Annotated in this window: 20 protein-coding genes; 14 read left to right on the top strand and 6 right to left on the bottom strand. The window is 38.4% G+C overall.

All coding sequences use genetic code 11. From position 1 onward, the window contains the following. The first annotated feature begins 1 nt into the window (after position 1). Genes ACTQX6_RS00550 through ACTQX6_RS00505 form a run of 10 tightly spaced genes read left to right on the top strand, consistent with a single transcriptional unit; the run spans position 2 to position 11,184 of the window. Complete coding sequence (locus ACTQX6_RS00550; protein ID WP_294687528.1) at positions 2-1,141, top strand: glycosyltransferase family 4 protein; 1,140 nt, start codon at positions 2-4, stop codon at positions 1,139-1,141. 4 nt (positions 1,142-1,145) lie between these two features. Then, the gene (locus tag ACTQX6_RS00545; protein ID WP_294687526.1) at positions 1,146-2,366 is read left to right on the top strand and encodes a glycosyltransferase family 4 protein; all 1,221 of its coding nucleotides are present in this window, start codon (positions 1,146-1,148) and stop codon (positions 2,364-2,366) included. 5 nt (positions 2,367-2,371) lie between these two features. Beyond that, positions 2,372-3,595: an O-antigen ligase family protein gene (locus ACTQX6_RS00540; protein WP_272006388.1), complete on the top strand. Its 1,224-nt coding sequence runs from the start codon at positions 2,372-2,374 to the stop codon at positions 3,593-3,595. Further along, entirely contained in the window at positions 3,592-4,557 is a 966-nt protein-coding gene (locus tag ACTQX6_RS00535; protein WP_117445503.1) for a glycosyltransferase family 2 protein, read from the top strand. Before ACTQX6_RS00540 ends, ACTQX6_RS00535 begins: the two co-directional genes overlap by 4 nt. A gap of 1 nt (position 4,558) precedes the next feature. Then, positions 4,559-5,263, top strand: a complete 705-nt coding sequence (locus ACTQX6_RS00530; protein WP_117445504.1) for an acyltransferase — start codon at positions 4,559-4,561, stop codon at positions 5,261-5,263. Continuing rightward, a complete protein-coding gene (locus ACTQX6_RS00525) occupies positions 5,260-6,249 on the top strand; it encodes a DUF6625 family protein (RefSeq protein WP_294689138.1) in 990 nt (329 codons plus the stop codon). The genes ACTQX6_RS00530 and ACTQX6_RS00525 overlap by 4 nt, the downstream gene beginning before the upstream one ends. 28 nt (positions 6,250-6,277) lie before the next feature. Continuing rightward, positions 6,278-7,492 (top strand): nucleotide sugar dehydrogenase, encoded by a 1,215-nt coding sequence (locus ACTQX6_RS00520; protein ID WP_294689135.1) that lies wholly within the window; start codon positions 6,278-6,280, stop codon positions 7,490-7,492. A gap of 12 nt (positions 7,493-7,504) precedes the next feature. Beyond that, on the top strand, positions 7,505-8,401 hold the full coding sequence (locus ACTQX6_RS00515) for a LicD family protein (protein WP_117445507.1): 897 nt from the start codon (positions 7,505-7,507) through the stop codon (positions 8,399-8,401). A gap of 18 nt (positions 8,402-8,419) precedes the next feature. Beyond that, the gene (locus tag ACTQX6_RS00510; RefSeq protein ID WP_294689133.1) at positions 8,420-9,607 is read left to right on the top strand and encodes a glycosyltransferase family 4 protein; all 1,188 of its coding nucleotides are present in this window, start codon (positions 8,420-8,422) and stop codon (positions 9,605-9,607) included. After that, positions 9,604-11,184, top strand: coding sequence for a lipopolysaccharide biosynthesis protein (locus ACTQX6_RS00505; protein ID WP_117445509.1), 1,581 nt, complete (start codon positions 9,604-9,606; stop codon positions 11,182-11,184). The genes ACTQX6_RS00510 and ACTQX6_RS00505 overlap by 4 nt, the downstream gene beginning before the upstream one ends. A gap of 13 nt (positions 11,185-11,197) precedes the next feature. On the opposite strand, the gene ACTQX6_RS00500 is transcribed toward ACTQX6_RS00505, so the two are convergent. Beyond that, positions 11,198-11,605, bottom strand: coding sequence for a hypothetical protein (locus ACTQX6_RS00500; protein ID WP_117445510.1), 408 nt, complete (start codon positions 11,603-11,605; stop codon positions 11,198-11,200). A 132-nt stretch (positions 11,606-11,737) separates the two neighbouring features. Here ACTQX6_RS00500 and ACTQX6_RS00495 point away from each other — a divergent pair, with 132 nt between their 5' ends. The 4 genes from ACTQX6_RS00495 to ACTQX6_RS00480 all read left to right on the top strand — a co-directional run bounded on the left by ACTQX6_RS00495 (position 11,738) and on the right by ACTQX6_RS00480 (position 14,277). Continuing rightward, positions 11,738-12,652, top strand: a complete 915-nt coding sequence (locus ACTQX6_RS00495; RefSeq protein WP_294689128.1) for a serine/threonine protein kinase — start codon at positions 11,738-11,740, stop codon at positions 12,650-12,652. A 72-nt stretch (positions 12,653-12,724) separates the two neighbouring features. Continuing rightward, positions 12,725-13,243 (top strand): DUF4352 domain-containing protein, encoded by a 519-nt coding sequence (locus tag ACTQX6_RS00490; protein ID WP_117445512.1) that lies wholly within the window; start codon positions 12,725-12,727, stop codon positions 13,241-13,243. Between the two features lie 15 nt (positions 13,244-13,258). Beyond that, positions 13,259-13,540, top strand: coding sequence for a hypothetical protein (locus tag ACTQX6_RS00485; protein WP_168964609.1), 282 nt, complete (start codon positions 13,259-13,261; stop codon positions 13,538-13,540). A gap of 107 nt (positions 13,541-13,647) precedes the next feature. Beyond that, positions 13,648-14,277, top strand: a complete 630-nt coding sequence (locus ACTQX6_RS00480) for a prolipoprotein diacylglyceryl transferase (RefSeq protein WP_294689125.1) — start codon at positions 13,648-13,650, stop codon at positions 14,275-14,277. Between the two features lie 53 nt (positions 14,278-14,330). On the opposite strand, the gene ACTQX6_RS00475 is transcribed toward ACTQX6_RS00480, so the two are convergent. The 5 genes from ACTQX6_RS00475 to ACTQX6_RS00455 form a co-directional block, all read right to left on the bottom strand. Then, positions 14,331-15,203, bottom strand: coding sequence for a GNAT family N-acetyltransferase (locus ACTQX6_RS00475; protein WP_294689123.1), 873 nt, complete (start codon positions 15,201-15,203; stop codon positions 14,331-14,333). Continuing rightward, positions 15,200-16,045 (bottom strand): pirin family protein, encoded by an 846-nt coding sequence (locus tag ACTQX6_RS00470; RefSeq protein ID WP_168964606.1) that lies wholly within the window; start codon positions 16,043-16,045, stop codon positions 15,200-15,202. Before ACTQX6_RS00470 ends, ACTQX6_RS00475 begins: the two co-directional genes overlap by 4 nt. Before the next feature lie 2 nt (positions 16,046-16,047). Beyond that, entirely contained in the window at positions 16,048-16,464 is a 417-nt protein-coding gene (locus tag ACTQX6_RS00465; RefSeq protein WP_168964605.1) for a MarR family winged helix-turn-helix transcriptional regulator, read from the bottom strand. Positions 16,465-16,598: 134 nt separating this feature from the next. Continuing rightward, complete coding sequence (locus ACTQX6_RS00460; protein ID WP_294689122.1) at positions 16,599-17,780, bottom strand: glycosyltransferase family 4 protein; 1,182 nt, start codon at positions 17,778-17,780, stop codon at positions 16,599-16,601. A gap of 43 nt (positions 17,781-17,823) precedes the next feature. Next, complete coding sequence (locus tag ACTQX6_RS00455) at positions 17,824-18,747, bottom strand: glycosyltransferase family 2 protein (RefSeq protein WP_441657185.1); 924 nt, start codon at positions 18,745-18,747, stop codon at positions 17,824-17,826. Positions 18,748-18,830: the final 83 nt, after the last annotated feature.

Genomic DNA, 18,830 nt, shown 5'->3' with positions numbered 1-18,830 from the left:
CATGGCCTATGTCAAGAAGATACGTATCCTGCATGTGGCGCAGGCGGCCGGTGGAGTCGATCGATATCTTAAGATGTTGCTGAAATATTTGGATAAAAATCGTTTTGAAAATATTGTTATCGCATCCCATGACTATAAGCAGGAAGAATATCGAGACCTGGCCGATCACTTTGAATATTTGGATATGGAACGCTCAATCGGTTATCGTGATCTAAAGGCCGCTGTTTCGTTACGAAAACGAATCCGGTATTATCAGCCGGACAGCATCTATGCGCATTCCAGCAAAGCAGGCGCTTTATGCCGATTGGCCAATCTTGGCTTATCATCTCTATGTGTGTATAACCCTCATGGCTGGTCTTTTATGATGCAGGTGCCAAACCGAAAACGAAAGGTCTATGTCTTGTTAGAAAGAGGAATGGCATTTTTTACCGATCAAATAGTCTGCATTTCCGAAGCCGAAAAAAAAGCTGCGTTACAACACCATATCTGTAAAGCATCAAAGCTGCATGTTATCAAAAGCGGCGTGGATATTCAAACGTACCAGAAAAGAAAACCGTCAAATGTTCAAAAAAAAGATTTGCACATTCCCGAAACTTCCATTGTTGTAGGAATGGTTGGCAGATTGGAGCCTCAAAAAGGAGCCGATATCTTTTTGAAAATGGCAGAGCTTCTTCTGCAAAAACGAACGGATATTCATTTTCTATTGGTTGGCAGTGGCGCTCAGAAACAAGATCTTTTAAACTTTGCCGGGACACATGGTTTTCTGGAGAATGTACATATCACGGACTGGGTACAAGATCCATATGACTATATAGAACTTTTCGATATTGCGGTTTTGCTGAGCCGCTGGGAGGGCTTTGGTTTGGTCATTCCCGAGTATATGCTTTGTCAAAAACCAATCGTTGCCACATTTTGTGATGCGATTCCGGAGTTGATACAGAATGGACAGAATGGATTTTTAGTTCCTAAAGAAGATGCGAAAACAGCCTGTGATCGTGTTCTGGATCTATTGGATGACAAAGAACTTCAAACGAAATTTAAACAAAACGGTTTGAAAAAAGTGTATGAACAATATGATATACAACGCGTTTCAAAAGCGCATGAAGTGTTGTTTGAAATGATACAGAATCAGGGAAGGTGACATTATGCAGGTAGCTCTGATTACTTCCGGATATATGCCGGTACCAGCCTCCCTGGGTGGAGCGGTAGAAGCATTAGATACCTATCTGATCCGGGAAAATGAAAAACAGGGAATGTTAGCCTTAACAATTATATCGGCTTATGATGCAAAGGCAAAACTCCTGGCCGACAGATATCAACATACAAAAGTAAAATGGATTTATACGCCACTCTGGATTCGTATTGTGGATTGGCTGTTGTATCAAAGTGTGCGAATTCTAAGACCGCATGCGAAGACCATCTCGTATCGTTATATCTTGAAAAGACTTCATTTTATATCAAAAGCAGCCAAAGAAATACATGATCATTCTTATGATCGTGTCATTATTGAAAACCATGCCAGTTTACTAAGAGTGCTTAAAAAATATCACAATGATAAAACTTATGATCAAAAAGTCATCTGGCACGTCCATAATGAACAAAATAACTTATATGGATGTGAAACACTTTTACCAAAATTTCGAAAAATTGCCACAGTAAGTGACTATATCCTTCAATCATTAAAGACAGCTTGTCCTACGCTTTGTGATGAAAAATGGATGGTTTGGAAAAACTGTGTGGATACTTCAACGTTTTGTGCGGATATCGATCAAAATTTGGTGAACCAGAAGCGAAGAGAGCTTCAGATTCAAGAGAATGAACATGTTGTTTTATTTACAGGCAGACTTTCACCGGAAAAAGGGATCAAGGAATTGATAGAGGCTTTTTTATCCCTTGAAGATACTTCCATCAAACTGGTGATAGCAGGGAGTTATTTAAATGGGAATACCAAAGTAAAAAATGCGTACGAAGCACTGCTTCAAAAGAAAATCCAACAAGATAAAAAGAGAGTGATCTTAACCGGCTATATCGATCATGATCAACTTCCGGTGTTCTATGCGATGGCGGATGTTGTCGTGGTTCCTTCTTTATGTGAAGATGCTGCTCCCTTGAGCGTTATTGAAGCCATTACCTGCGGCAGGCCGTTAATTACTACGTATTCCGGAGGAATTACAGAATATGCCCATCCGGACTGCGCCATTCTTTTAAAAAGAGATTCCCATTTGGTAGAACAATTGGCACGATCCATTCAGAGAGTCTGTAAAGATCCTCAATTACAGAAGTCCATGTCAAAATCGGCTCTTGAAATCTCTAAAGATTGGACGACGAAAAGCTATTATGACCGCTTTTTGATGATTCTGGAGTGATATCTATGCAAGAATTACTATTTGAATTTTTTACCTTTACCTTTCCGAAAGCCGGCATTTTATTAGGCGGAATTCCCTTATCGGCAGCTCTTATTCTTTTGGCTTTGTATGTGATTATACACGCTCGAGGAGTCATACGGACTGTTGAATCGAAATCTATACTCGGTTGGCCTTACTTGATTTGGATATTTTTTTATGTTTTGGTCGTTTTCAACAATCTAAATGCCGAATCTTTTACCTTCCGGATGGCCGAAGGTTTTTTATATATGGTTTCGCCGCTTGCCATATTATTAGGAATGAAGGCTCATCCTGTAAAAGCGCTCAAAGTGATGTATATTGCGGTATGTATTGTATCGGTTTTTGCGATTCTTCAATTTTTTGTCGGTATTGAAGCCACAAAAATTCCGGGGCTTACAATTGCTCTTAATGATTCCTATGCTCGTAAAATGATTGGTTTTGGAATGAATGATGTGGAAGCCATCAAGATGCCTTCAACGTATCAGGAAGGGAATTCCATGGGTGTATTTCTCTTAGAGATGGTTCCTGTCTTGGTTTGGGATTTATACAAAAACAGGAGTTTTGATCGGTATCGATTTTTACGAATTCTGATTGTCGGACTTGGCTGCTTCGGAATTTTTTTAAGTGGATCTCGATCTGTGATTGCTTCTTCTCTTTTACTTGTGATTCCCTTTACGATTACTTTATTGCGGAATTTTAGTAAGAAACAACTTGTCAATCTTTTAATTCTGATACCGGCTTTTCTTTTCTTGTTGATCGTGCTGGATCAAAAACTGCAGTGGGGTTTATGGGAACGATTTTACCACCGTTATATCGAAATGACTTTTTTTTCTACCGGCGGCAGTTCCGGAACAGCCGGCAGGATAGATCAATGGATGACATTGGTCAATCGGATGACAGAAACCGATCCCGTGATGTTTTTAAAAACGATGCTTTTGGGCTTTTCCTGGAAAAACGCAGTGATCGTAGAAGGCTTTCTTTATATATTTTCTTGTTATGGCTTGTTTGGATTACTCAGCATTTTGATTTTGATGATTCGTCCTATACGAATTGGTTTTCAAGTACATCCGTTTTGGGGATTTTCCTTTTTAGCTGTATTTTTTGTACTCTGTGTGGATCGAACTTTTTGTTCTACACCGACCTTAATGAATTATTTTTTCATGGCAGGGCTGGCTTTGCAGCTTCGAAAAAAAAGGCAGGTTAAAGTATGAAATTGAGCATCATTGTGCCCGTTTATCAGGTAGAAGCCCATATCGATGAATGCATCACATCCATTTTAGATCAGACATTTCGTGATTTTGAGTTGATTCTTGTTGATGATGGCTCTTTGGATCGATGCCCTGCCATTTGCGATGTCTATGCTCAAAAAGATTCTCGAATTCGCGTGATCCATCAAAAAAATCAAGGGTTGTCTGCAGCACGAAACACAGGCTTACAAGCAGCCAGGGGGGACTATATCGGATTTGTCGATAGTGATGATTTCATCGAGGCATCTATGTATGAGAAACTGTTAGACAACCTGGAAAGAGAAAAGGCCGATATCTCCGTTTGTGGCCGTTATAAAGTATGGGGCGATAAGAAAATACAGGAGCAAAAATCCAATGTTTACAAGGTTATGGATAGTGCGCAGGCCTTGGCATTGATGAACACCAATGTCCTGGGGTATTTTGATGTCGCGGCATGGGACAAGATTTATAAACGAAGTTGTTTTAAAGGGATTGAATTTCCCGAAGGAAAACTTTGTGAAGACTGGTTTGTGATGTATAAGCTTTTCTTTAATGCCCATCGCATCGTATATGATTCGATACCTCTATACAATTATCGTCAGCGAACCGGCAGCATCACACATGGTAAAAAGGTAAATACGATGTCTTTAGCGGCAAGCCTTGAAGTTTTAAACTTTGTGCGGACGCAACAACCACGATATGTGCGGGAAGCACAATTCGCATACGTTTTTGCGGGAATCGGAGTCATAGACAATTATATTGAACAATCTTCCATCGACCGTAAATCAATCGATGCAGTATATAAGAAAATCAAACCCTATTTACAGACAACATATCGATATCCGGGATTAAAGGGAAAACGAAAAGTACAGTTGTTTATGGTGAAAAAGGCCATGCCACTTTATATTTGTTGTTTTAAATGGATAAAAAGAAGGATGAGAGGATAGTATGTCAGTTCAGAATGGAATCCGACGAATCGTTTTTGGCAAAAAAGGAACTTCGCAGTCCTATATAGACTATTTGCGACAAAAGGGTGTCTGGATTGGAGAAGGTACGACTTTCTTTTCCCCTCATCAAAGCTTTGTGGATGTGCAGTATCCATGGATGATCGAAATTGGCGAGAATGTACAGATTACAGCCGGCGTGCGCATCCTTACACATGATTATAGCTGGTCAGTAACCAAAAAGAAGTACGGTCCTGTCTTAGGATTGGCCGGTGAGGTCCATATAGGAAACAATGTTTTTATCGGTACTCAATCGATTCTTCTGCCTGGTACTTATATCGGAGATGATGTCATTATCGGTGCCGGCAGTGTGGTAAAAGGAAGGATACCCTCCCAGTGTGTTGCCGTGGGGAATCTATGTCACAAAGTGATGGATCTGGAAACCTATTATCAAAAATGCAGGGAAAAACAAATTCAAAGTGCTAAATTATTAGCGCAGTCATATTATCGACATACCCATCAAATTCCTCCGGAAGAGGTTTTCCATGAATACTTTTTTCTTTTTAAAGAGCAATCCACATTGACAAATAAGAATCGACAAAAGATGAAACTGACGGGAAATTATGAAAAAACACTCGATGTTTTTAAACGATGGAATAGACCTTATTTTGATTTTGAAGAATTTATAAAGGATGCCCTGAAAAAATGAACATAGAAAAGAATAAAAAATGTGTGCTGATTTTGCCGTACTTTGGAAAATTCAATAACTATTTCCCACTGTTTTTAAAGTCATGTGGTGCCAATCCGGAATATGACTGGCTGATCTTTACCGATGATCGATCAAGTTACAATTATCCTTTGAATGTGCATGTGATTTATACGACTCTGCAAAATATCAAAGCATTGGCCGAGCAAAAGTTTGGTTTTGAAGTTTGTTTACAAGAGCCACATAAGCTCTGTGATTATAAACCAAGTTATGGCTATTTGTTTGAAGAATATCTTGCACCATACGCCTACTGGGGGCATTGTGACTGTGACTTAATTTTCGGAAACTTGGAGGAAATCCTTACACCCTTGTTGAAACAAGGATATGATAAATTGTTTGCGGCCGGTCATTTAACATTGTATAAAAACACAAAAGAAAATAATCGGCGATTTATGCACATTTATAAAAATCGATACTTATACAAAGAAGCATTTACACAGGATGGGATATATGTCTTTGATGAAGATTATCGCCTTTTGCATGCTTCGGATTCTTATAACGTGCATTCGATCTTTTTAAACGAAGGTGCAAAGATCTATGCGGCCGATCTGGCAATGAACGCCAGTATCACTTCGGCAAAGCTGAAAAGAGATTATTATGATCCGCAAATGCGCTCTTTTGTAAAGGAGAACTATCAACCATCACGATATTTTTGGGACAATGGGAATTTGATTTCGGCAACTTGGGATAGATCCCATAAGAAAATGGTATATACTTCTTATTCCTATATGCATTTGCAGCTAAGAACGATGCGTATGGACGCCAAGCTCGTTGGTAAAACTTGTTTTGAAATCTTGCCGGATCGCTTTGTAGAAAGAAACAGAATCCCTCAAGGGTGGCAAGATATGCACATATTTACGATACGATGGCCTTATTGGTATTGGATCGATCGTTATAAAAAAAGATTCGACAGAATCTTTATAAACTGAACCATCAGCACAGGAAAGAAGGGTAGAAATGACTGTACAAAAAACAACAATTGCGGTTATTGGAATTGGCTATGTGGGACTGTCTGTATCCATTCTGCTGGCACGATCGAATACAGTCTATGCCATGGATCAGAATTTTGAAAAAATACAGAACCTGAATCAAAGGATCTCTCCTGTACAAGATCTTTATGCAGAGAAGTTTTTAAAGGAAGAAAAACTGGATCTGACAGGTACGATACATCTTGAAAACGCCATCAAGAATGCAAAGTATACACTTGTTTGTGTGCCTACGGATTATGATCAATCAACTCAGTGCTTTGATACATCAATCGTAGAAGATGTCATGTCACAAGTGATTCAAATCAATCCCGGGACTTGTATTGTGATTAAATCTACGGTACCGGTAGGATTTGTACAAAGTATTAAACAAAAACTTTCATTCGAGAAGATATTGTATGCCCCTGAATTTTTAAGAGAGTCCAAGGCTTTATATGACAATTTATATCCCTCCCGCATCGTAGTGGGATGTGATGTTCATACACAAAAGCAGGCGCGGGAGTTTTCAAATCTTTGTATGGAAAGTGCTTTAAAGAAGAATGTGCCAGTTTACATCATGGGATATTCGGAAGCGGAAGCCGTCAAATTGTTTTCGAATACATATTTGGCACTGCGAGTGGCTTTCTTTAATGAATTGGATACTTTTGCGCAAGTACATCATATGCAGACAAAAGATGTCATCGAAGGTGTTTGTGCCGATCCTCGTATTGGGCATGACTATAATAATCCGTCCTTTGGTTATGGAGGGTACTGCTTACCAAAAGATTCCAAACAGTTGCTTGCTAATTTTAAGCGTATTCCACAGAAAATGATCAGTGCAATCATTAGCAGCAACAAAACACGAAAAGATTTTATTGCCGAGGATGTGTTGCACTTTGCGCTCTCTCAAAAGAAAGGGGATTTACCCGTGATCGGAGTCTATCGACTGATCATGAAAAGCAATTCCGATAATTTCCGCCACTCTGCTATGCGAGGTGTGATACGAAGACTTTGTGAAAATGGGGCTGATGTCATCGTTTATGAGCCGCTTCTTCAAAAAAAGCCTGAAGATCTTGCACTTTCCTTTGTTTCGAATTTGAACGAACTCAAAGAAAAAAGCGATGTGATCATTACCAATCGTATGCATCCGGATCTGGAAGATGTAAAAGATAGGGTCTATACAAGAGATATCTTCCAAAAGGACTGAAAGAGGGATACTATGAATCAGCTGCAAGAAAGAATTTTCAAGATCTATCAGGAAGTTTCCAAGCTGTGTCAAAAACATGATATTCCGTATTTTGCGATTGGCGGAACGTGTTTAGGTGCGGTTCGACATCAAGGATTTATTCCCTGGGATGATGATCTGGATATTGCCATCCCCATTGAACATTATGAAGAGTTTTTAACTCTCGCAAGAAAAGAATTGCCTTCGTATTTAGAGGTTTATGATGGTTTTGATCGGCCACATCATCTTTGTTTATTTTCCAAGATCATCGATCAAAGAACGACGTATATTCATGAAACACAAAAGGATTATCCCGATTCTTATATGGGTATTTTTATCGATGTGATGCCGATTTCAGGAGTACCGTCCGATCGAAAGAAAAGAGAAAGATTTTATAAAAAGCTTCGATGGTATGCCATCTTGAATAACCATAGTCGCTTTCCGATTCGAAGCAGAAGTAAAGGGAGTCGTCAGCTTCTTTGTGCTTTCAGCCATGGGATGAATATTTTTTTACCCAAACAGTATTACTTGAAACAATATTTTCAACTGTTAAAGAAATACCCTTTTTTTTCATCACAATGGACCAGCTTTGTCTGGCTGGATTCATCATTAGATCGATTTACCATGCCTTCAAAATGGTTTCAAAAACAAGTGATGCTGCCATTTGAAAAAGACAGGATCCCTTGTCCAAAAGACTATGATGCCGTATTGAAAAAGCAATATCAAGACTATTGGATCTTGCCGCCTGTCCAAGATCGAGTGGCTCCGCATAAAAGCTTGATGGATCTACATCGTTCCTATCAGGAATATGCCAAACATCCGGAATGGGTCAATCTTTATTTTTCACAAAAATTATCGGACCCAAACGAGCCTTTAAAAGACAGCCAATAAAAATGGAAAGGAGCAAACATGAGAGTTTGTTTTCTAGTTACCAGTTTAGCCCATGTCAGTGGAATTAATCGTGTCATCAGTTTAGTGGGCAATACCCTAGTGGATCGATATGATATCTATATCGTGGCAACCGAACAGATCGATCCTGACACAGATCAGGCATTTGCACTCGATCCTCGTATACATGTTCTTTCCGCTGCTTCTTTGAAGATTCAGCCTTCCTTTATAGATCGGTGCCGGCGCTTTCTATCCAGACAGATTCAGACAAAACTTTTTCATGAGCCATCCTTTTTATTGTTGCCGGGTTCATTAAGTCGTCGAAGCCGCTTTTCTATGATTCATTATTTTAAAGAGATGAACTTTGATGTGATCGTTGGCGTCCATACTTTACAAAGTATACGACTGGCACAGATACGTAAACAAATTCCGAGTCGGTGTATCGGTTGGCAACATAGCGTATATCCCTCTTTATTTCAAAATCCGCATCGCAATTTCTGGAAACAAGAAAAATTTTTTAAAAAATATATAACGCAACTCGATGATTTTATTGTATTGAATGATCAAGATAAAGAAATGATGGATCAAGCTTTTTCTATTTCCAGTAAAGTCATTGCCAATCCTTTGAGTTTTTCTTCAAAAGAAAAGGCAGATCCGAAAAATCAGACATTTATTGCGGTGGGTTCCTTGATGTATGTCAAAGGCTTTGATCGCTTGATTGATGCGTTTGCCCTCTTTCATAAAAAACATAAAGAGTGGACATGTCATATACTTGGTGAAGGCCGGCAAAGAGCTAAACTCGAACAGCAGATTCGAGATCATGGGCTGCAGGATTTTATCTTTCTGGAAGGCAATCAAAAGGATGTTCAATCCTATTATCGACAAGCCTCCGTATTTTTATTACCATCCCGATGGGAAGGGCTGCCTATGGTCGCATTAGAAGCCATGGAAATGGGATTGCCAATGATTGCCTTTGATATTTTGGCGACAAAGGGTTTGATCGAGGATGGTGTAAATGGAAAGGTCGTTTGTGCATCAAAGGGAGTTGCAGGATATGCACAGGCTATGGATCAATTGGCATCGTCTTTGGATCTGCGAATACATATGCACAAGCAGGCGCTTCAAAAGGCTAAACAGTATGAAATGGAACGTATACTTCCACAATGGATTGCCTTATTAGAAAACAAAGAACAGGAAACAGAGTCATGAAAAACAATGATTTTTGGGCATCAAGATCGGCAACGCGCACTGAACATTCTGTACGCAACATGGTCTTTGCGATTTTCTCACAGGGAATCATCACTTTTTTATCGTTTGTATGTCGAACCGTTTTTATTCATCAGCTTGGGAAAACATACTTAGGATTTAATGGTTTATTTTCCGATATTTTCTCTTTACTGTCTCTGGCAGAATTAGGTATAGAATCTGTAATTCTCTATGAAATGTATCAGGCTGCCGGAAAAGAAAATCTACAAGAGCTGGCAGAACTTTTAAAACTTTTTAAAAAACTTTATTTTAGAGCAGGGGCTGTCATAGGAGGTTTATGCGTTTTATTTCTTCCTGTTTTATCGTTTGTCGTATCGGATATTCCAAAGGTTCCTTTATTACCTGTTTACTACTTGTTGTATGTATCAAACTCTGTCATGACATACTTTTTTTCCTATAACCGAAGTCTTTTGATCGTCTATCAGGAGCAATCGATTGAATCCATTTTAAATAGTATTTTTGGTATTTTGTTGAATGTCATACAGATGGTGTATCTCTATTTCTTTTCGGATTATATTGGATATTTAGTCTTAATGAATATTGCTACACTTCTTAATAATATCAGCTTACGCCAAATCGTTCGCAAACGCTATCCTCAAGTGTTCCAATGGGAAAAGAAAACATCTGAAAAGGTATATTTAGATGAACAGGTAAAAATAAAACTGAGAAAGAATGTCAAGGCAAGATTTGTTAGTAAGTTATCGACAGCCGTTGTAACATATACCGATAATTTGATGATTTCGGCTTTTGTCAGTACTGCCGTTTTAGGAATTTATTCCAATTATACCTTAATCGCCTATGTTTTTAAGAATCTGTTAAATACGATTTTTAATGCGTTAAAGGGAAGTATCGGTCAATTGGTCGCCACGGAATCCAATGAAAAAGTTTACCAGACTTTTAAGAATATCATGTTTCTTAATTTTTGGATGGTTTCTTATTTAACCGGAGCCTTTTATGTACTGGTAGATTCTTTTATTCGTTTATGGATCGGTGCCGATTATATACTGCCGGTTTCAACTGTACTTTTATTTTGTATCAATATGCATGTTCGTCTATTACGAAATCCATTGTTGTATTTTAATGATGTATGTGGTCATTTTGTTCAGCTGAAACGAAAAAATATCTGGGAAGCACTATTAAATATTGTTTTCTCTTCCTTCTTTTTGTTTGTATGTCATTGGGGAATTGCGGGAATTCTTCTAGGAACCTTTTGTAGTGATCTCTGTACAAATTTCTGGTTTGAACCTTTCCTTTTGTATACTCGTTTTCAAAAGGATGTCAAAGATTATTTTATTCGTTATTTTCTCTATATCGTAACGTGGATTCTGGGATCCTTGTTTTCGCTTTGGGTATGTCAATGTATTTCTGTAGAGAATGGGATTTTGAATTTCCTGATTCATGGTCTTGTATGTACACTGGTCTTAAATACATGTTTTTTTGTTCTTTGGGGGCGATGCAAAGAATTTCAATTCTTGAAATCTGTTCTGCTTCATTTTTTAAAAAAGAGAAGGGGATATTGAATTCATCCAATGATTAATCCAAAATTTCAAATCCATGTGCCAAAAGGAGCTCGTTAGTTTGATATAAATCATAGTGATGTTGCAAGGCGTAGATCAAAATGGCATCTTTTTTGACCTTGGCATATAAAAGACCATTGTTACTTAATGACAATAAATTGTTGGTATCGTGAAGATCAAGATGCATTGCTAAAGCGAGTTGGATGATCTTCTCTTTGCTTCCTTTCTTGGTACCATTGCAGATCTGATACGCATAGTTTTTCTGCAGATTTGTTTTTTCAATTACTTCGCTCTTTTTTAAATCTTTCTTTTCTAAACAAGCTTCCAAATAGGAAACGAAGTCTAAGTCAGGAAGAATTTCTAAAATGTCGTCTAATGGAGTATTTTGATTTAAAAGTGTGATTAATTGTGTTGTGGATATCATAATAAGAACCTCTCAAAAGTATGGTAAAATAAGAATTGAAATCAGGCAACAAAAATGGTTCCTTCTTTAGTTAAAATTGTGAGTACGTTTAAAGACACAGATACGAAGAAAATTTCTCTGATACAAAACAAAATGGATCAGACTTTTTTTGTGCAGCGAAAGATGAAGCATGCCGATTATTTTGTGTATAAAGCACTGCAGGAACATCCAATGCAAGGAATACCGAAAATATACGATGTACAAATTGAAGAAGAATGGTTAGTCATTACGGAAGAGTTTATCCAGGCAGATACTCTGGCCGAGCTTCTTCCGTTTTCAGAAAAGGAAGCGGTAAATATTGTGTGTCAGCTCTGTGATATTTTAATGCGTCTTCATCAACTCAAGCCACCGATCATTCATCGAGATATCAAACCGGAGAATATTTTTTATCAAGATGGAAAAATAATCTTATTTGATTTTGATATTGCCCGTTTTTACGATCCTTCAAAGACAAGAGATACGACTTTATTAGGAAGTGTCGGTTATGCGGCACCGGAACAGTTTGGATTTGCCCAAACCGGTGTGCAGAGTGATGTTTATTCCTGCGGGAGACTCTTACAAGTGCTTTTGACAGGACGGTTGGATCAAAGTGTAAAGGGACATTTTGAAAGAATTATTCGAAAAGCTTTGAGTATGGACCCTAAAGATCGATTTCAGAGTGTGGCACAGTTAAAAGCAGAGCTTCAGGAAATGAGATGGATATTTCCGGGTGTCAATAATCGAAGTCGCAAAGGAATCATTGGCTCCTGGATCGGATGGATTTTAAGTGTTTGTATCGTTTTATCGATTGATACACAAAAAAATACGTCTTTTGAGCATGACAACTTGTATTTAATCGCATGTTTTTTAGTCTTAGCTCTTTTAGAACTGGTAATCTGTAATCGCCATAAAGTACCGAAATATGATTTATCACTCGTACGATGGGGAATACTTTCCTTGACGTATTTTCTTCTTTTGGTGGGTGGAATCGGTATCCTGACTCTTTTCGACAGGATGCTGTCGGCATAACAATTTTACTTCTGTATTGCCTATAGTTAAGGCAGGCAGAAGTTTTTTTATTTTCATGCAGGAGGTTTGGTTATGAAGAAATTAGGATATGCTTTACTATGTAGTGCTATGGTGTTTGGAATTACGGCCTGTGGATCATCGGATACATCCAATAAAGATGATTCGACAGAGGAGAAAAAAGTAGAAGAACAAGAAACGAAATCAGAGTATGGAGTCAATGAAACCGCGGATGTAGATGGCGTAAAATACACGGTCACTGGTGTAGAAAGAAGTGCCGGTTTTAGCTATAACACGCCAGAATCTGGAAAAGAATACGTAATCGTTTCTGTAACAATTGAAAATGGATCGGATGAAAAAATTGATTATAACCCTTACTACTTTAAGATGTTAAATTCACAGGGTCAGGAAGAATCCACAACTTTTGTGGTTGATTTAGAAAACGAATTGAATTCCGGTGATTTGGCTTCCGGAGGAAATGTATCCGGTAAGTTATGTTTTGAAGAACCGGCAGGAGATACAGGTTTAAAACTAAATGTATATGCGGATATCTTCAGTGATGAGCCAACGTATGTATTTAATTTGAATGTGTAGAAAGTAGGAAGTATTATGAATGAACAATCATCAAATGGAAAAGCGATTGCGGGATTGGTTCTTGGAATCGTATCGATTGTATTGATTTTCTTTGGTGCGTATGGTGCTGTTTTCGGACTGATTTGCGGTGTGATTGGTATTATTCTTTCCATCAAGGCAAGAAATGAAAATCCAACAGGCATCGCCACTGCCGGATTTGTATGCTCCATTATCGGAACTGTATTATGTGCAGTAAGTTTTGTCGCCTGTGCTTGTCTGTTAGGCGGACTGGCCAGTGTAGGAGCTTCACTACAATAAGAGCCATTGTGCTCTTTTTTTATCTATGGCACAAATTCAATTGGGACCTTTGATGCTTTCTTCCTATGCTTTTTTTGCGCTATTTGGAGCCTTTGCCTGCTTAATATATGGTTGGCTTTGTATTCCTAAAGCACAAGTCTGTTTATCTTTTGTGCTATGCCGGAATCGGCGCATTGGCAGGAGCTAAACTTCTCTATATTCTAGTTTCTTTAACGGAAATATTAACCCATATGGGCCAATGGATATACTATGTTTTTTCCGGTTTTGTGTTTTATGGTGGCCTGTTGGGGGCCATCATAGGAAGTGTTTTCTATTGTCGTGAATTTCATAAAGATTTCTATAGACAGACAAACTGCTTAGTACCAATGATTCCTTTATTTCATGCTTTTGCCCGCATCGGCTGTTTTTTCAGTGGCTGTTGTTATGGCGTGGAAAGTGATATTCTCGGTATTCCTACTTTTTCCATCTATGCCAATCCAGTGGAAACAAACCGTATTCCGGTACAACTGATCGAAGCCGGCATGGAAACTTTATTTTTTCTTTTCCTTCATTCTTATAAAGGAAATCGTCTATATGCTTATTTGGCTTTTTATTCAATAGGGCGGTTTCTACTAGAATTTTGGCGAGGCGATCCACAAAGAGGCATATGGATTTTATCTATTTCCCAATGGATATCTATTGATATTTGGTTTTTCCTGGTTCTAAGATTTATACAGAATTATCATCATGCAAAATAGGGAATGTAAATACGGTAAAAAACACGAGTCAAATTTCTGGCTCGTGTTTCTTTTTAACGTGTTGCTAATACATCTTGATTATCCGGATTTGATTCTATGCGTTTTTTGGCATAGGAACAAGTCGGATGAAGGTGGATATGACGGCTTCGGGCTTCAGAAACAATTCGATCAACTAATTGACCGGCAATTCCTTTACCTCCATAGTGTGAATCAACAACTGTATGGTCAATTGTCCAAGTATCTGGAATTTCCGTTGTATAGGTACACTCTCCAATGCATTGTTCTTGATCATAAGCGGCACTACGATGTTTTTCGGGTTCAAATTGAATTTTAATCATGATTTCACCTCCTTCTTGTTTTGAAATTCTTTCTAAACGAAAATCCGGTATGATCCATAGAAGGGCGATTCCTACATAGATCAGATAAGAAATCCAAGGTATCCAGAACGCAAAGAGAGGGGCCAGTGCATACGCAATAAGCGAACCTTTGCCTTTCCAGTCCTTACCAATACTTTTGGCAATACTGGAGTCCTTCCCGTTGATATGAATTACAGCTGTCTGTAGCCAATAATAGGATAGAGCACAAAAAAGCAGGATCATTCCGTAAACGAAGACAGGGGCAAAAGCATCGGGATGATATCCAATCCATTCTGTTCCGAAGGGAATCAATGACATCCAAAAGATCCAGTGCAAGTTGATCCATAACAGTTTGCCATTGACACTCTGTACGGCACTAATCAAATGATGATGATTGGCCCAATAGATACCGACATAGACAAAGCTGAGCACATAGGCAATTAACGTCGGCAGAGTATCCGTTAATGCCTGTAACTCGATACGATTGGGCACCTCCAATTTCAAGACCATGATCGTGATAACAATGGCTAAAACGCCATCACTGAAGGCTTCCATTCTATTTTTTGTCATGATTGGATTTCCGTTCTATCTTTTATAAATGTTCCGGCATTTAGTTCATCAAAGGCTTCTTCCAGTTCTTGATGCGTATTCATGACAATTGGACCGGCCCATGCGACAGGTTCTTTTAAAGCTTTGCTTGACATATATAAAACTTGTGTATCATCTTCCAACGCCTGGATGTTTACATAGGTTCCCGGTAATAATTTCACGGCTGTTTTTTCAGGAATGATTTCATCACTGACTTTCATACTACCCAATAAACTAAACAACATGACAGAATCATCTTCCCTGCTGTCGATTTTAAGCCTGGCATCCTTGGTGAGCTCCAGCGCATAATAATCTAAAGGTAAATGTTGACTTTGATAGCCTTGTACATCTTTATAACTTCCTGCCAGTATTCTGATTTTTCCACCTTCAATTGGAACTTCCGGGATTTCATCTTTTTTAATACTACGATAGGTTGGCTTACTCATTTTTTGATCAGATGGCAGGTTTAACCACAATTGAACACCTAATAAACGATCAGCGGCCGGAACCTGTTCTTCATGAAGTATACCGGATCCCGCATTCATCCATTGAACTTCACCATCACCTACAGCTTCTTCATTTCCTAATGTATCCTTATGAACCATTTTTCCTTTGGCAATATAACTTATGGTTTCAATTCCACGATGAGGATGCATTGGAAATCCTGCGATATAATCATCTGGATTGGTGCTGTCAAAAGAATCTAACATCAAAATGGGATCAAATTCTTCTGTAGTATGATTTCCTAATACGCGAACTAAGCTTACACCGGCTCCATCGACGGTGCGATAACCTTGAATTTTAGTAGAGATCTTTCTTTCCATATTTATTTTCCTCCCAGTTTTTTTAATAAATGAATCAATTCTTCCTTTTCGTTCTCAGATAAAGTAGAACAATATTGTTCAATTCTCTCCAGATTCTCCGGTAAAATTTTCTCAACGACTTCTTTCCCTTTCTCTAACAGCTGCAATTTTGTCGCTCGTTTATCTTGTGGATCCGGAACTTTTTGAATGTACTGTTGACGTTCTAAGTTTTTTAAGATCGTTGGCATGGTTCCAGTGGAACTAAGAATTTTAGCCTGTACTTCACCGATACGAAGGGGTCCCTTACTGTATAGCACCTCTAAGACACCAAACTGGCTGAGTGTTACGTGATGTTGGTTTAATAATTGCGCAGTTTGATGATGTAAGGCGTGCAGATTACGGGATAGCCCAATCAGAATTTTTGCATTCTTATTTTCCAAAATCTCACCTCCGATATGACTTGTTTCAGAAACAAGTCATTATCTCGATATAGAGATAATAGGATATTTATCATCGATTGACAACAGAGATGCTCTTTTGATGAAAAAGACCGGACAAAACTCTATCCGGCCATTCATTTTTTTGTTGTAAGTGTCGCAAAAAGTTCTTCCCACTTTGCACAAATGACATCTATATCAAATTTCTGTGCTTTTTGAATCGCATTTTGATGGAACTGCCAACGTAGCTTTTCATCTTGAGAAATTTCCAGCATAGCTTTGGCGAAGGCTTTTTCATCTTGGATAGGGGATACAATCAAACCTTCTTTACCATCTTCGATCAAATCTTTCATGGCTTCTATAGCAAAGGCAATGACAGGACAGCCAAATTCTAAGGCTTCCAATACGACAAGGGGCATCCCTTCCCAGCGAGATGGCAATAAGAAAACAGAGGCTTTTTCAAAATAAGACTGAATATGATCGGTAAAAGGATGAAAAGAAATACGATCTTCTAAATGAGCGTTCTTAACTTGTTGGATGAGGTTTTCTTTTTGGTTTCCATCGCCTACAATCAAACAGTTCCAGTCTTTGTTTTGACAAGCAAAAATAGAAAAGGCACGAATTAAAGTGTCGATACCCTTAACGGCTTCAAGACGTCCTGCCACTAAGAATGTCGTATTTTTCATATTCGATTTAGTGATTGTCTGAAAACTTTTAGGGTTATGAATGACGATCGAATTCAAATCAAAAGCTTGATCTACCTTTTGTTTTGTCGTCTGGTTTAAGACAACATAGGAATCTATCGAATGGACGTTTGCCCGGTATAGGGCTTGTTGGTGCCAAAGATATTGGTGGGGTGTATGAAAATAGGCATCAAAACTGTTGTGCTGCCAGATGCAGGTTTTTGCGTCCAACTGGTCCGCCATTAAAGTGAGCCATAAACTGGGCGTAAAAGCTACACCGACAAGAACATCCGGTTGAATTGCTTGAAAAAAATCGAGGAGATTTTTCTTGGTATCTTTAGGAATCGTGGCCCATTTTAATAAATCGGCAGTAAGGGAGTGATTCAATAGACCGGTTTTACGATTAATGTGAGTAAAAATACGGTACCATAAAGGTCTGTTAAAAAGCGCACCGGGCATGGCTATAATCTGAATGTCTGAATTTAGATAGTAAGGAATGTTGTTGATTTTTTCCTTAGGATCCATGGTAACGATTGTAACTTCATGATGTTTTGCCAATGCATTGGCTACTACACTGGTTACTCTTTGTACACCGCCATAGCTTGCGATAGTGGCTATCCAGAAACAAAGTTTCATATATTTCCTTCTTTCTTCGATCATAAGGCTCTATGAATACATATTATGTGTTAGCAGAATAGAGGTGCTTTTTGATCGTGATTTTTAATAAATGATAATAGCCTCGAAAGGGCCAAAGTATATTATATCGAGAGAAAAACTTTACATGTAGGGCGCGCTTGTAATAAAGCCAGGCATTTTTAAAAGACTTCATGCGGATCATTCGGTATCCCTGAAGATTTAAACGATAGTTGTAAATGTTGGGAAACTGTTGATACAGGTGCTGATACTTTTGAATAAAAATGTTAAAACCTTGATTCGTCGCATGGATATTATTGGTGATGGAATCCCTTCGATCAAACTTTTTGATGCCTACAAAGGGTACGAATTGAATGGATGAACATTGGGCGATACGCATCCACAAGTCATAATCCTGACAGGATAAAAGACTTTCATCAAACACTCCGCAAATCTTTAAAATTTTTGAGCGAATCAATGTCATAGAACAACCGCCAATACAGTTGAACCAAAGAAGATCTTGCGTAAGATCTCCTGATTTTTGACAAGGAATGAATACTTTTTCACTACTTTGATCGGCAATATTGATATAGGGGCTGTAAACCATCCCGATGTCCTCATTGATAAAGCCTTCCAGCTGTTTTTCGATTTTTTGTGGCAGCCAGCAGTCATCATCATCCAAAAACGCAATAAAATCTCCGTTGGCATGTTGTATGCCAACATTACGCGCTTTACAGGCACCACCATGTTCTTTTAAACCGATATACGACAAACGAAGATCCTTATAGGCATGTATCGTTTCCTGGATTTGCTTCATGCGCTGACGGTCTTCAGGCTGATCATCCACAACAAAAATTTCTAAATTTGTATGCGTTTGTTTTAAAACACTTTCTATGGCTCGCTGTAGAATGAAAAGCGGTCGTTTATAAGTAGTGATCACTACACTTACCAGACAATCTTGATTATTCAAATGAAATCTCCTATCTAAAAATGTCTTTTTGACAAAAAGATATTTCGTTTCTTATCTTACAATAACATCTTCTTTTTTTCGAT

The organism is Faecalicoccus sp. LCP19S3_E2, from assembly GCF_052121255.1.
Classification (GTDB): domain Bacteria; phylum Bacillota_I; class Bacilli_A; order Erysipelotrichales; family Erysipelotrichaceae; genus Faecalicoccus.
This window is presented reverse-complemented; position numbering and strand designations above follow the sequence as displayed.